At 68.3% G+C, this 13,513-nt stretch carries 12 protein-coding genes and 1 pseudogene; 5 read left to right on the plus strand and 8 right to left on the minus strand.

The window, feature by feature from the left end; genetic code table 11:
* Positions 1 to 444: 444 nt before the first annotated feature.
* The 3 genes from VLF18_RS06290 to ygiD all read right to left on the minus strand — a co-directional run bounded on the left by VLF18_RS06290 (position 445) and on the right by ygiD (position 1,829).
* The gene (locus VLF18_RS06290) at positions 445 to 600 is read right to left on the minus strand and encodes a hypothetical protein (protein ID WP_325278765.1); all 156 of its coding nucleotides are present in this window, start codon (positions 598 to 600) and stop codon (positions 445 to 447) included.
* Positions 601 to 606: 6 nt separating this feature from the next.
* Entirely contained in the window at positions 607 to 741 is a 135-nt protein-coding gene (locus tag VLF18_RS06295) for a hypothetical protein (protein ID WP_325278766.1), read from the minus strand.
* A 287-nt stretch (positions 742 to 1,028) separates the two neighbouring features.
* Entirely contained in the window at positions 1,029 to 1,829 is an 801-nt protein-coding gene (gene ygiD / locus VLF18_RS06300; protein ID WP_325278767.1) for a 4,5-DOPA dioxygenase extradiol, read from the minus strand.
* A 473-nt stretch (positions 1,830 to 2,302) separates the two neighbouring features.
* On the opposite strand from ygiD, the gene VLF18_RS06305 reads away from it, so the two are divergent.
* Entirely contained in the window at positions 2,303 to 2,992 is a 690-nt protein-coding gene (locus tag VLF18_RS06305) for an outer membrane beta-barrel protein (RefSeq protein ID WP_325278768.1), read from the plus strand.
* Between the two features lie 78 nt (positions 2,993 to 3,070).
* Here VLF18_RS06305 and VLF18_RS06310 read toward each other — a convergent pair whose 3' ends face one another.
* Positions 3,071 to 3,679, minus strand: coding sequence for a DUF1579 domain-containing protein (locus VLF18_RS06310; RefSeq protein WP_325278769.1), 609 nt, complete (start codon positions 3,677 to 3,679; stop codon positions 3,071 to 3,073).
* A 137-nt stretch (positions 3,680 to 3,816) separates the two neighbouring features.
* On the opposite strand from VLF18_RS06310, the gene VLF18_RS06315 reads away from it, so the two are divergent.
* Positions 3,817 to 5,700 (plus strand): VWA domain-containing protein, encoded by a 1,884-nt coding sequence (locus VLF18_RS06315; RefSeq protein ID WP_325278770.1) that lies wholly within the window; start codon positions 3,817 to 3,819, stop codon positions 5,698 to 5,700.
* A gap of 45 nt (positions 5,701 to 5,745) precedes the next feature.
* Here VLF18_RS06315 and VLF18_RS06320 read toward each other — a convergent pair whose 3' ends face one another.
* Positions 5,746 to 6,372, minus strand: coding sequence for a YiiX family permuted papain-like enzyme (locus tag VLF18_RS06320; protein ID WP_325278771.1), 627 nt, complete (start codon positions 6,370 to 6,372; stop codon positions 5,746 to 5,748).
* A 19-nt stretch (positions 6,373 to 6,391) separates the two neighbouring features.
* Here VLF18_RS06320 and VLF18_RS06325 point away from each other — a divergent pair, with 19 nt between their 5' ends.
* Both VLF18_RS06325 and VLF18_RS06330 read left to right on the plus strand, forming a co-directional pair.
* Entirely contained in the window at positions 6,392 to 7,228 is an 837-nt protein-coding gene (locus tag VLF18_RS06325) for an alpha/beta hydrolase (protein ID WP_325278772.1), read from the plus strand.
* Entirely contained in the window at positions 7,225 to 7,809 is a 585-nt protein-coding gene (locus VLF18_RS06330) for a DUF1287 domain-containing protein (RefSeq protein ID WP_325278773.1), read from the plus strand. Before VLF18_RS06325 ends, VLF18_RS06330 begins: the two co-directional genes overlap by 4 nt.
* Before the next feature lie 153 nt (positions 7,810 to 7,962).
* Here VLF18_RS06330 and VLF18_RS06335 read toward each other — a convergent pair whose 3' ends face one another.
* A complete protein-coding gene (locus tag VLF18_RS06335; RefSeq protein WP_325278774.1) occupies positions 7,963 to 9,084 on the minus strand; it encodes a hypothetical protein in 1,122 nt (373 codons plus the stop codon).
* A 62-nt stretch (positions 9,085 to 9,146) separates the two neighbouring features.
* A complete protein-coding gene (locus VLF18_RS06340) occupies positions 9,147 to 10,871 on the minus strand; it encodes an alkaline phosphatase (protein WP_325278775.1) in 1,725 nt (574 codons plus the stop codon).
* A gap of 149 nt (positions 10,872 to 11,020) precedes the next feature.
* On the opposite strand from VLF18_RS06340, the gene VLF18_RS06345 reads away from it, so the two are divergent.
* Entirely contained in the window at positions 11,021 to 13,012 is a 1,992-nt protein-coding gene (locus VLF18_RS06345) for a bifunctional 2',3'-cyclic-nucleotide 2'-phosphodiesterase/3'-nucleotidase (RefSeq protein ID WP_325278776.1), read from the plus strand.
* 81 nt (positions 13,013 to 13,093) lie between these two features.
* Here VLF18_RS06345 and VLF18_RS06350 read toward each other — a convergent pair.
* Positions 13,094 to 13,513 (minus strand): annotated as a pseudogene (locus tag VLF18_RS06350) (hypothetical protein); the annotation flags it as partial.

Consider the following 13,513-nt stretch of genomic DNA (forward strand, 5'->3'; position numbering starts at 1 on the left):
GGCCGAGTTCATCGAGTACATGCGGTCGCTCGGGATAACCATCACCAGTGGCAGCGGTCAAGGCGAAGGCCAAGTCAACTGTGTCTGGACGCCGAGCAACAACACGACGACGTGTTTCATTCCTCGCTGAACTGCGCGGAGAGTATTGCAAAGAAGGGGGCTTTTGCCCCCTTCTTTTTGGCACCATCCAGGTTGGCACTGTCGACGTCCTGATGAATTTCGTTGCAAAAATTCGGCAACCCTTTCAATTGGAGTATTCGGGCCGAGTCCCCGCTGGCCCCCTTCGATCTTGAAGGGCTGGGGAGGGGTCACCGCGTCACATTTCCTTGGCACACTGCGCATAACGCGTTGATCCTGTCGGGCGTGAATGTCCCATCGTCAAGCATTTCCTTGGCACACTGCGCATAACGCGTTGATCCTGTCGGGCGTGAATGTCCCATAGCATCACGTAGTCGATCTGCCGTGCAGGCGGTCGGCGCGGCGGATGCGGTAGAGCGCTTCGGCCACGCCGTGCCAGAGCAGGGCCGGGTCTTCGCCGGGCGCGAAGGCGAGGCCGTGAAGGCCGCTGGAGACGAGGCTGCCGCAGACCAGCAGGCGCACGCGCAGCTACTCGAGCGCCTTCTTGCGCATGCGCGAATCCGGCAGGTTCGCGAGCTGGTCGCCGCCGACTTCGAGCACCTGCGCGGCGAGCGCGACGATCGGGCGGCCTTCGCGATAGACCAGCGCACAGCGCAGTTGCATGCCCACGGGCGCATGGCGTTCGAGCAGGCGGCGATAGTCGCGCGACAGAAAGAACGACGCGTCGCGCGTCAGCGCGTCCCAATGCTCGGGATTGAGGAAGTCGACGCGAGCGGCCAGCGCGCAGTCGAGACCGCCCGGCGTCGCGCGCTTTTCGTGCCGTTCCAGCGCTGCCTTGAGGTCGTGCCTTGGTGCCGCTCCCCTCCGGTCGTAGCGAGTCTACTGGCCTGGAACGGAGAAAGCGGAATACAGATCGGGTCCGCCGCTTCCGGCTTCTCCGTTGCAGGCCACTAGTCCGCGCCGGAGCGGAAGCACACGCTGCGCATCGACAGCGAACCCATGTCGAAACCCTCGATCGGAAATTCGACGCGGTCGCGCGCATCGCTCGCGCCGACCGCATAGAGCAGCGGCAGGAAATGCTCGGGCGTCGGATGCGACTGGGCCGCATCGGGCTGCTGCGCCGCGGCGATGGTTGCCGCGACGCGATCGGCGGACTGCAGCGCCGTCGCGACGGCGCGATCGAACCGCCCGGCCCAGTCGGGCGTCGCGGTATCGCCGGCGCGCCACGCGCGGAATGCATGGCCGAGGTTGTGGACGATGTTGCCGCTGCCGAGGATCAGTACGCCCTGGTCGCGCAGCGCGGCGAGCGATGCGCCGAGTTCCGCGTGCTGCGCGAGCGTCGCGCGCTCGTCGAGGCTGAGCTGCAGCACCGGCACGTCGGCCTGCGGGAACAGATGGCGCAGCACGCTCCAGCAGCCATGGTCGAGGCCCCACTCCGTCGTCGTGCGGATGCGGCCTGCGCTGGCCTGCGCGATCGATTCGGCCAATGCCGGAGCGCCCGGCGCCGGATAGCGCACGGCGAAGAGTTCGGGCGGAAAGCCGCCGAAATCGTGAATCGTCCCCGGCGCCGCCTGCGCCGTGACCCAGCTGCCCGGCACGAGCCAGTGCGCCGACACGACGAGCACCGCGGCCGGACGCGAAAGGCGCGTGCCGAGCGCGCGCAAGGCATCGCTCCAGCGGTTCTGCTCGATCGCATTCATCGGCGAGCCGTGGCCGATGAACAGCACGGGCTGGCGGGTCGGAGCAGACATGACTTTCCTGCAGGTACGGCGCACGGCGTCGGAATGCTGCAGATGAGGCCGCGATTCGTCCGCTCAAGGCGCACCGCGCCGAGACCTTGGTCGCGTTGGGGGAAAAGCATGTGCGCCGCGTCCTATCCGTCGACAACGGCGTGTGTGGACGTCTCCCCGTGCAGGACGCACAGCGATGCAGACGACAGTCGTCGGTGTTCCCGTGAGCGGACGCCGCGCGACTGCCGCCTGCATCGCCGGGGATTCTGCGCTGCGGAATGCCGCGAATCGCAGGGTCCGCTCGTCAACTTTGGTGCCGCGGACAGCAGGGCCGCATCGAAACGCAGTCCGACCTGCGGACCATGCGTTCGCGCGCCGCCCTGTGCTAGCGTCCGGCCGACCGCATCAGGGAGGCGGTCGCGGCCTGCAGGTGTCGGCGGGCGACCAGGGGCGCCGGCGTGCACGCCAGGCTTCACCTTTTTGGAGATTACGACATGTTTAAAAAACTACTCTGTGCGACCCTGATCTGTGCCGGCGCCGGCGCAGCTCATGCCGGTGATACCGGCTTCTTCGTCGGCGGCGGCATCGGCCAGGCACGCTACGACGACAACCTGACCGACCAGATCCGCACCGCTTATGCCGGCGATCCCGGCTATGCCTTCGTTTCCGGCCGCATGACCGACGACACCGACCAGGCCTGGAAGCTGTTCGGCGGCTACCGCTTCCTGCCGTGGCTCGGCGTCGAGTTCGGCTGGGTCGACCTCGGCGAGGTCGGCAGCAACTACGTGCTGCATTCGCAGGTGCCGGCGACGAACGCCGACGCCGTCATCGACGGCCTCTACAACATCGCCGGTCCGAGCGCGACCGTGTTCGGCGAACTCGACTTCAACGATCGCACGTCGGGCCTGCTGCGCGTCGGCCTGTACAACGCTCAGCTCGACTACGACGAGACCGGCACGGGTGCCGACGGACTGGACCACCGCTTCAGCAACAGCGCCGACCACACCAAGCTGACCTATGGCCTCGGCCTCAACGTGCGCGTGACGCCGAACTGGGACGTGCGCCTGGACTGGGACCGCTACACCAACGTCGGCCGCCGCTTCGACCTGACCAACGACGGCAACGGCCGTTTCGATCACATCGACTTCGTATCGATGAATCTCGCCTACCGCTTCGGCCAGTAAGCCAGCCTGCAGCCGCTGCCGCGATCGCATTCCTGCGCCGCGGCAGCGGCATGTTTCCCGCCAGCTGCCGGTACCGCGCTATTGACGCTGGTAGTCGATGAGCATGGTCTTCAGTTCCTTCCCGTCGCGCATCTCGTACCACTCGAACGTATAGCGTTTCGGGTCGTGGATGCGAAACACCTGGCGCACCTTCACGATCGTCGTCGGCTTCATCATGTCGGGCATGTCGCCGCGAAAGGTCCAGCTGTTGCTCGCCTTGTCGTAGTCACCCCAGGCGACCCAGAAGCTCGTCGACATCGAGTCGATCCAGGTGTTGAAGAACTTGCCGCGCAGGTTGTCGAACCCCATCAGTCCCTGCCCCGTGAACGGCTGTCCCCAGAACGTGCCGGAATAGCCGAACGACGCGTAGCGGCCGCCGTATATCATTTCATTTTTTGACGTTCCCGCGGTTTCCTGCGGCGGCGCGGCCGGATCCATCCAGAACTGCGTCTTCGCCGTCCACGTGCCGGCGAAATACTCGAGCTGCTTGTGCTCGGCGCGCGGCGTGCTCGCGTTCGCGAACGCCGCCATCTGCGCCTGCTGCTCGGCGCTCATTGCCGGCGCAGCGGCCGGCTTGTCCTCGGCCGACGCGGCCCCCGCCGCGAGCAGCGTCAACGCACCCATTACGACTGCCGTGAATCGGTTCATGTGTGCCTCCCATTGGCCCTTGGACAGGGCCCGGCGATGCTAACGCCGCGCGCGTGCAGGAGCCATCGACACGCGCTAACCCCGCCACCGGAAAGCCGCCGTTGTATGCGCCACCTACCCGACGACGGAGCACGACCATGCGCAGTTCCCGCCTGACCATCGCCATCAGCTTCGCCCTGACCCTCGGCCTTACGGCGTGCACGCAGAAGACCACGACATCGACCGGTGAGGCGGGCAAGCGCGATGTCGTCGCGGTCCGCCCGGTCGAGGCGCCGGCCGAACCGGGCGTCGCCGGTGCCGACAAGAAGGCCGAGGCGCCGCGCGCCGAGGAAGCCCGTCGCCAGCTCGCCGACGGCCGCGCCGACCACGAGAAGGACGCCGGCGTCGTCGTCGAGACCGCCGAACCGATGAGCGTCGCCGCACCGGCCGCATCGACGCCGCCCCCGGCACCGGCGCTGTCGAAGCCGGTACCGGCCGCAAAAGTCGTGCAGCCGCAATATTCGGGCTTGTTTCGCCATCGATCGAGCCGGACCGCCGCCGGTGCCGCGCCGTCCTCGCCGGCCTATTCGCAGCCCGCGAACACCGAGCGCTATCAGGACCATGCCGACAATCCGCTGCAGATCACCGCGGACAACCCGGTTTCCACATTTTCGATCGACGTCGACACCGGCAGCTACACGAACGTGCGCCGCATGCTGACGGCGAACCAGCTGCCGCCGGCCGACGCCGTCCGTGCCGAGGAATTTCTCAACTATTTCGACTACGGCTACGCGCCGCCGACGACGCGCGACACGCCGTTCAGCGTGACGACCGAGTTCGCCGCGGCGCCGTGGAATGCGCAGCGCAAGCTGCTGCTCGTCGGCATCAAGGGCTATGAGCTGCCGGCCAGCGACCTGCCGCCGTCGAACCTCGTGTTCCTGATCGACACGTCGGGCTCGATGAATTCGCCGGACAAGCTGCCGCTGCTCGTCGACGCGTTCAAGCAGATGGTGCCGCAGCTGCGCGCGCAGGATCGCGTGTCGATCGTCGTCTATGCCGGCAGCGCCGGCCTCGTCCTCGCGCCGACGCCGGGCGATCAGCACCGGCGCATCATCGATTCGCTCGACAGCCTGTCCGCCGGCGGTTCGACGAACGGCGGCGCCGGCATCGCGCTGGCCTACGCGACGGCGAAGCAGAATTTCATGAAGGGCGGCGTCAATCGCGTCGTGCTCGCGACCGACGGCGATTTCAACGTCGGCACGACCGACGACGAAGCACTGAAGACGCTGGTCGCGCGCGAACGCGAACACGGCGTCGCGCTGACGACGCTGGGCTTCGGCGCCGGCAACTACAACGAGCAGCTCGCCGAACAGCTCGCCGACATCGGCAACGGCAATCACGCCTACATCGACACGCTGGCCGAAGCGCGCAAGGTGCTGGTCGCCGAAGCCGGCGGCACGCTGTTCACGATCGCGAAGGACGTGAAGATCCAGGTCGAGTTCAATCCGGCCGCGGTCGCCGAATACCGGCTGATCGGCTACGAAAACCGCCAGCTGCGCCGCGAGGATTTCAACAATGACAAAGTGGACGCCGGCGAGATCGGCGCGGGCCACGATGTCACGGCGCTGTACGAACTCACGCTGGTCGGCGACGGCGGCGCGCAGGTCGACCCGCTGCGCTACGGCGGCGGCAACAAGCCGGCGAACAGCGTGGGTGCCGAGGAGATCGCGTTCGTGAAACTGCGCTACAAGCAGCCGAACGAGGATACGAGCCGCCTGATCGAGCGTCCGCTGCGCAAGAGCGAGCTGCAGCCGAACGCGAGCGAGCGCCTGCGCTTTGCATCCGCCGTCGCCGCATTCGCCGACAGCCTGCGCGGCGGCACGCATCTGGGCGCGTTCGATCTCGACCGCATCGCCGCCCTGGCACGCAATGCCCGCGGCAACGACGGCGAAGGCCATCGCGCGGAATTCGTGCAGCTCGTCGACGCGGCGCGCCGGCTGAAGGGCGGTGAAAGCAAGCCGCAGATTGCGGTGGTGGAGTGAGGTAAAGCCCTCCCCTTCGAGGGGAGGGCGTTTCTCGGGCGCCGGCTAGTGCCCTGCCACCGTCACCAACAACGCACTATCGAACATCGCCTGCGGCGAAATCACCGGTTCTTCGAGCGGCACATCGGCGCCGTAGCGTTCGCGCAGTTTGGTCTTCACGGCCGGATCGGTCAGGTCGAAGTCGCGCAGCCGCTGGGTTTCGCCGATGTGCACGCCGAACGCGCGCTCGTACGCCTTCCAGACGAGTTCCGAGCAGTAGATGCGGTCGTCGTCCCATTCGAACGTGAGGTCGTAGCGCCTGCCGGCGAGGGCAGCGGCCTGCGCGCGGAGTTTTTCGCCGCCGGCCGCATCGAGCCGCGCTGCGGCGTCGCGCCAGCGCTTGACGACGTAGCGGCCGCCTTCGCCGCGTGCGATCCACTCGGCGAGCGGCGTGAACTTCACGGTCGACACGGCCTCGAACACGAACGGGCGGCCGTCGCGATGCAGGATCAGGCCCATGTGGCTGTAGCGCGATCGCGTCGCGCGCTGGATCGCAACGCTTTGCGCCGAGCGCGAGGTGTGGAAGATGATGTCGCCGTCGCGCAACGGCACCTCGGCGGCGGCGCAGGCGGACGCGGCGATCGCTGCGACCAGCACGGCGAGTACGACGCGAAACCGAACGGACAGGGTCATGCACGGCACTCCGGAAACTGTGAAACGACGCTGGTCCGCGCGGGCAGGTCGCGTACTGCTGCTCGCGGCGCTCGCCTACGCGGGTTACTGCGCGTTCTTCTATACCGTGCAGCGGCAGCTGTTGTTCCCGCTCGCCGACGGCGTGCGTCACCCGTTTCGCGCGGAGCTGCGCGCGCCGGCCCGGCTCGTCGAGCCCGCCGTGTCGTTCGGCCGCGCGCGCGGCGTGTTCCTGCCGGGGCCGGCGGCGCCGGCGCCGGCCTTGCTGTTCTTTCACGGCAACGGCGAGACCGTCGATGAGCATCTGCAGTCGTTCGACGCGCTGCGTGCGCTCGGATTGCACGTGCTGCTCGTGGAGCTGCCGGGCTATGCCGGCGCCGACGGCCAGCCGGGTTTCCAGAGCCTCGTCGAAGTGTCGACGGCCGCGTACGACTGGCTCGCGCAGCAACCGCTCGTCGATCGCGCGCGCATCGTCGCGCTCGGCCGGTCGATCGGCGGCGCGCCGGCGGCCGAACTGTCACGACACCGGCCGCTGGCCGCGCTCGTGCTGCTGTCGACGTTCGCGTCCACGGCCGACCTCGCGAACGATCACTACCTGCCGTCCTGGCTCGTGCGCGACCCGTTCGACTCCGCCGCACGCATCGCGGCATTTCCGCAGGGCGTTCTGTTGATGCACGGAGACCACGACACGCTGATTCCGCCGGCGCACGCGCGCAAGCTCGCCGCGGCCTCGCCGCGCACGCAGTTGCACCGCGAGGCCTGCGGCCACAACGACTGCGCGTATTTCGATCGCGATCTCGCGCGGCTCGTCGGCGATTTCCTGCGCGCGCAGCGCGTGCTGACGGCGGCGTCGCCATGAAACGCGGCCTGCTGTTCGTTCTCGCGCTGGCCGCGAGCAGTGCGGCGTTCGCCGACCCGTCGGCGTTCCCGGCCAACCTGCTCGCCGCGGCGACCGCACAGGTCGGCGTGACCGTGTCCTACGACCCGGCCTATGCGCGCATCGCGTATCCGGGCGGCGACGTGCCGATCGACCGCGGCGTCTGCACGGACGTGGTGATCCGTGCGTACCGCGCGCTCGGCGTCGATCTGCAGCAGCGCGTCCACGACGACCTGCGCGCGAACTGGAACGTCTATCCGAAGCTCTGGGGCCTGCGTGCGCCGGATCGCAACATCGATCACCGGCGCGTGCCGAATCTCGCGACGTTTTTCACGCGCCACGGCCGCGCGCTGCACGTGAGCCAGGACGACGCGTCGATCTACGCGCCGGGCGACATCGTGACCTGGCGCCTGGCGAGCGGCGTGCCGCACATCGGCCTCGTGACGAACCGGCGCAGCGACGGCCGCCCGCTGATCGTGCACAACATCGGCGCGGGGACGCAGGTCGAGGACGTGCTGTTCGACTATGTCGTCACGGGGCACTACCGGTACCAGCCGGATTAGTGCCGCCTTGTTGAATTTTCGAGGAGCATCGAGTTTCGTGCGGCGTATTCGTCGCTGTGCGTTCGATGCGCCGGAAACGCCTCGATGCCGGGCTTCGCCTACGGCTCAACCCGGCCTGCGAAGACGGCGGCTCAACCAGCCGACGAGAGCTGACTATGGCCGCAGCGTGCAGTTCAGCGTGAGGCGGTGCCACTTGGAGACGACCTTGCCGTTGTCCTCGCGGAACTCGAACAGGCCGTCGGCATAGCGCGCGCCGTCGGCATAGAGCACGGCCTTGCTCTTGCCCCAGGTCAGCGCGACGGCCTTCGGATCGGTTTCCGCGTAGAACGCCGCCACCAGCGGCGTGCGCTGATTCTTGCAGTCGTACGTGCGCGTCGACGAGACGGTTGCGAGGCCCTGCTGGATCTTCAGCGCGACCAGGCGCTGGCGATACGCGGTGCGGACGCAGCCGACGGCATCGGCGGACGTGGCGCACGCGTTGCGCGTCGTCGTCCAGATGTGCTGCTCGCTGTTGAGTTCCGTCTCGCGGTCTTCGGGCTGGCCCTTGAGCATCTTCGCGAGTTCGGCGGCCACTTCGCGATCGAGCGCAGCGAGTTCCGGCGTGTCGCAGATCAGTTTTTCGGAATTGGCCATCGCCAGTCCGCAGTTGAACGACGGCGCGTCGGGGCCTTTCGCGGCAGCCTTGCCGTGGCGCGCGCTGATCTTGCGCGTGGCCTTGACCGATTCCGCATCGACGGTATCGGCGATGCCGGTCTCGGGCGGCAGGGTCAGCATTTCGCCGGCGTTCGCTGCATCGGTTGCGCCGATGAGCACGTCGCCGACCTGTTCGGTCGGCTTGACGAACGGATTCTTCGCCGCGGCGTTCGCAGGGTACGTGCCGCCGTCGAAGGACAGCTCGACGATCGGCGATGCCGTGCGGCTGCCGCGCACGTGGACGACGAGATCGCGCCAGCCCGCGTTGCGCGCGGCGGCCACGCCGATCGGCGCCTGCGTCGCGGCGATCGTCGCGACGCGGCGCCAGCCGTCCTTGCCCTCGGGCGCGTAGACCAGCGTCGGGCAGCCGGCGCGGCTGCAGGCGCGCTTGCCGTTCAGAAGGATGACGATGTCCTCGCGGCCGTTGCCGTCGAGATCGACGCGGGCCTCGCGGTAGCGCGTCGCGACCCGGGGCGAACCGTAGTCCTTCCAGAGATCGCGCTGCACCTCGACCGGCAGCTCGGCGTGCGCTGTGGCGGCAGCCAGCAGCAGGGCGGCGGTGGCGACGACTCGTCGGGACATGCGGTTCTCCTGGTTCGCGGGACGCGGAGCATAGCAATGCGCCCGCGAATTCGCGCTCCGCGTCACTTGGCCAGCAGTTTCGCGCGGTCCGGACGCGTCACCGGCACCTTGTCGGCGTTGCAGCTGCCGGCCGCGCAGAGGGCGCCGCGCAGCAGCGGGGCGCTCTGGGCGATGACGTGGAAGATCACATTCTGTTCGAGCTGGCCGTGGAACGCCTGCGCGCCCGGGCCGCGCGCGAAGATCGCGACGTCCTCGCCGCCGTGGCTTTCGCTCATGAACGGCATGGTCGCTTCCTGCATGTAGTTCGGCGCGGTCGTGTCGACCTTGCGCAGATCCGGACGGCCGCTCGCCGGCTTGCCGATGCTGCGGTAGTTGTGCGGGAAGGTCTTGACCCCCTCGGGCTGCTGGTCGGTCGCGCCGACATAGCCTGGGCCGTTGGCATAGCCCAGCGTCGTGTACGGCAGCTTGTGCTGGTCGAGCGCGAGCGACGAGCCGGCGTCCTCGAAATCGGAACCGCCGCGCACGAGGCCGAGGATCGGATTGCCGCGCTGCGGGTAGCCGGCGAAGGTCATCGTATGCGAGTGGTCGGACGTGACGACGATCAGCGTGTCGGCCGCATCGGTGTCGTCGAGCGCGACCTGCACCGCGTCGGAAAACGCGATCGTGTCGGTCAGCGCGCGGAACGCGTTGCCGCCATGATGGGCGTGGTCGATGCGGCCGCCCTCGACCATCAGGAAATAGCCCTTCGGGTTCTTCTTCAGGAGCTTCAGCGCGGTGCGCGTCATCTCGGCGAGGCTGGGCTCGTCGGCGGCGACGCGGCCGGTTTCGCCGGGCGGCGGGTTCACGCGGTCGTGGTCGAAGCGCATGTGCGAGCGCTCGAACAGGCCGAGCAGGTGCGTCGTCGAGGCAATGTCTATCTTGTCGAATTGTTCCTTGTTCCACACGTACGCAGCGCCGGCGCGCGCACTCCACTGCGCGACGAGGTCGCGCTGGTCCAGGCGCTTGCCGGGACGGCCCGGCTCTTCCGGATCGCGCTGCGTCGGCACCATGAAATTCTCGCGGCCGCCGCCGAGCGCGACTTCGAGGCCGTCGCCGAACGGCTGCTCGACGAGCTGGCGCGCGAAGTCGGCACAGTCGCCGCCCTTGGGCGACTGGCCGACGTCGACATCGGATTCCCAGTTGCGTTCGGGCAGATGGCCGTAGGTCGCCGCCGGCGTCGCATGCGTGAGCTTGGTCGTGGTCACCGCGCCGGTCGCCATGCCGGCGAGTTCGGCGAGTTCGAAGCCGGTCACGAGTTCGTGACCGCGGCTCGACGCGCAGTCGGCGCGTTCGGCGCCCTGGCCGATGCCGATGAAGCCGGCCTTGGTCTTCACGCCGGTCATGATCGCCGTCATCGTGCCGGCGGAATCGGGCGTCTGCGCATCGGTTTCGTAGGTGCGGATCAATGCGGTGTAGGGCAGCGTCTCGAACGCGAGCCGCGTGCTTTCGCCGTCCTTGCCCTCGCGCTGGCCCTTGAGAATGCGTGCGGCGGCGATCGTCGGAATGCTCATGCCGTCGCCGAGGAACACGATGACGTTCTTCGCACGCGGCGGCGTGGTGCCGACGTTCGCGTGCGCGGTCGCCGCGCCGGCCGTGAACCACCAGTCGGCGGTCTCGCCCTGCGGGCGCCGGATCTCGGGAACGACGATCGCGCGCGAGGCCGTCGAGCCGCCCGGAGGTCCCGGCTGGCTGGCGCAGGCGGTCAGGATCAGGGCGAGAGCGGCGGGCAGCAGGCGCAGTGCATTCACGGGCGGGTCTCCGGATCGAATTCGCAACGATAAGTCGGCAGTGTGACAGCGCGGCGGCGGCGCGGCCATCGGGTCGGGGCGTTGCGAACACATGCGACAGACGCAGGCCGATGCTAAGGTTCGCGCCCGACCCAGCCCGTGCCGATGCCATGTTCCGTGCCCCGCTTGCCCTGAGTCTCGCCTTCGTCCTGACTGCCTGCGCCAGCGGCGGCGGCAGCAAGAGTCCCCGCCTCGAAGACGGTGCGCGCGCCGACGTCGCGCTGCTCGAAACGACCGACCTGCACGCGAACGTGCTGAGCTTCGACTACTTCAAGGGCGTGGTCGATCCGACGCTCGGCTTCGAGCGCGTCGCGACGCTGATCCGCACCGCGCGCAGCGAGTATCCGAACAATTTCCTGTTCGACGACGGCGACACGATCCAGGGAACGGCGCTGTCGGACTATCAGGCGCTGGCCGAACGCCTGCCCTGCTCGCAGAAGCTCGCGACCTACAAGGCGATGGACGTGCTGGGCTACGACGCCGGCGCGATCGGCAATCACGAATTCAACTACGGCCTGGATTTTCTCGCCCAGGTCACCGGCACGCCGATGGCCGTCGACGGCGTGAATCCACAACAGTGCCAGGGACCGACGTTCCCGCTCGTTCTCACCAATGTATACAACGCGCGCGACGGCAAGCCGCTGTACCGGCCCTGGCTGGTCGTCGAGAAGAACATCACCGCCTACACGCCGGACGGCAGCGCGCTCAGCGTGCCGCTGCGCGTCGGCGTGCTCGGCTTCGCGCCGCCGCCGATCCTCAAATGGGACAAGCGCAATCTCGAAGGCAAGGTCACCGTGCTCGGCGTCGTCGAAGCCGCGCAGAAGTATCTGCCGGAGCTGCGCGCGCAGAAGGTCGATCTCGTCGTCGCGGTGTCGCATGGCGGACTGAATCCTTCGGCGTATACCAGCGACATGGAAAACGCGAACTGGCATCTCGCCGGCGTCGAGGGCATCGACGCGATGCTGCTCGGTCATTCGCACGACACGTTCCCGAACGCGAGCAACCCGAAGTCGCGCTTCAACAACATGGCCGAGGTCGACAACGAGCGCGGCTTCGTTCGCGGCGTGCCGGCGGTCATGGGCAGCTTCTGGGGCAAGGGGCTCGGCGTGATCAAGCTCGCGCTCGAACGCCGCGGCAACCGCTGGCAGGTCGTCAAGGACAAGAGCTACAGCGAAGTGCGTCCGATCTGCCCGAAGGACGGCGAGTGCGTCGCCCCCGACGCGGAGATCGCGAAGATCGTCGACGCCGAGCATCGCGCGACGATCGCCTGGGTCGACACGGCGATCGGCCAGACCGAGTTCCGCATGAGCACCTACTTCGCCGACCAGGGCGACGTCAGCGCGCTCGGCGTCGTCAACGCGGCGCAGCGCGAGTACACCGAGCAGTGGATCAAGGCCGAGCGTCCCGACCTCGCCGGCATTCCGGTACTGTCGGCCGCCGCCGCGTTCAAGGCCGGCTTCGCCGGTCCCGAGGACTACAGCGACGTGAAGCCCGGCAAGGTCACGATCAAGAGCGCAGCCGACCTGTATCTGTATCCGAACACCATCGCCGCCGTGAAGATCGACGGCGCGATCCTCAAGGGCTGGCTTGAAAAAGCGGCCGAGCGCTTCAACCGCCTCGACCCGGCCTCGACCGAGGCGCAGCCGCTCATCAACACGCGCGTGCCGACCTACAACTTCGACGTGATCCAGGGGCGGCTCGCCTACACGATCGATCTCAGCCGCGCGCCGGGCGAACGGATCGTCAAGCTCGAACACGCCGGCAAGCCGGTCAAGCCCGACCAGCCGTTCATCGTCTCGACGAACAACTACCGCGCGAGCGGCAGCGGCAACATTCCGGGGCTCGACGGCAAGAACATCGTGATGTCGTCGGAAACGACGAACCGCGACGTCATCATCGAATGGCTGAAGGCGCATCCGAAGGTCGCGCGCAGCGCGATTGAGCCGAGCCCGATCCGTTTCGCGCCGCTGAAGCTCAAGGCGCCGGCGACGTTCCGCACGCGCGCGGGCCAAGCCGACGTGGCCAAGGCGAACGGACTGAACGGCGTCCGCGAGCTCAAGGACAACGGCGACGGGACCGCAACGTATAGTTTTTCGCCCTGAGCGCTGAAACACCGGTGCCGCGTGCGCGGTAGCGGCGCGCGGCAATGCGCCCCATGCACGCTGCATCGCCGGCCATGCGGGCTACACTCGCGCAATGAGCAAGAAGACCGACGCGCCCGATACGGACGACGCCGCAACGACGCCCGCCACGAAGCCGCGCAGCCGCCGCAGCAGCACCGACGACGCGGCCGCGCCGAAACCGCCGTCGAAACCGCGTGCGCCGCGCAAGCCGGCCGCGGCGGAAGCGGGCGCGGCGAGCGGCGACGGTGACGACGCCGCACCGAAGCCGCGAGCGCGCGCGCCGCGCGCGACGAAAGCGGTCGCGACGGACGACACCGAGGCCGCAACGGCACCGCGCGCACGCGCGCCGCGCGCGGCGAAGCCTGTAGCAGCGGCGCGAGCGGCGGATCCGGCATCGGCGCGACCATCCGCGCCGCCGCCGCAACCACCGGCTACGCCTGCCGCGGCTGCGCCCGCGGTTTCTGCGACGCCGGTCACGGC

The organism is Tahibacter sp. (assembly GCF_035481375.1).
GTDB lineage: Bacteria > Pseudomonadota > Gammaproteobacteria > Xanthomonadales > Rhodanobacteraceae > Tahibacter.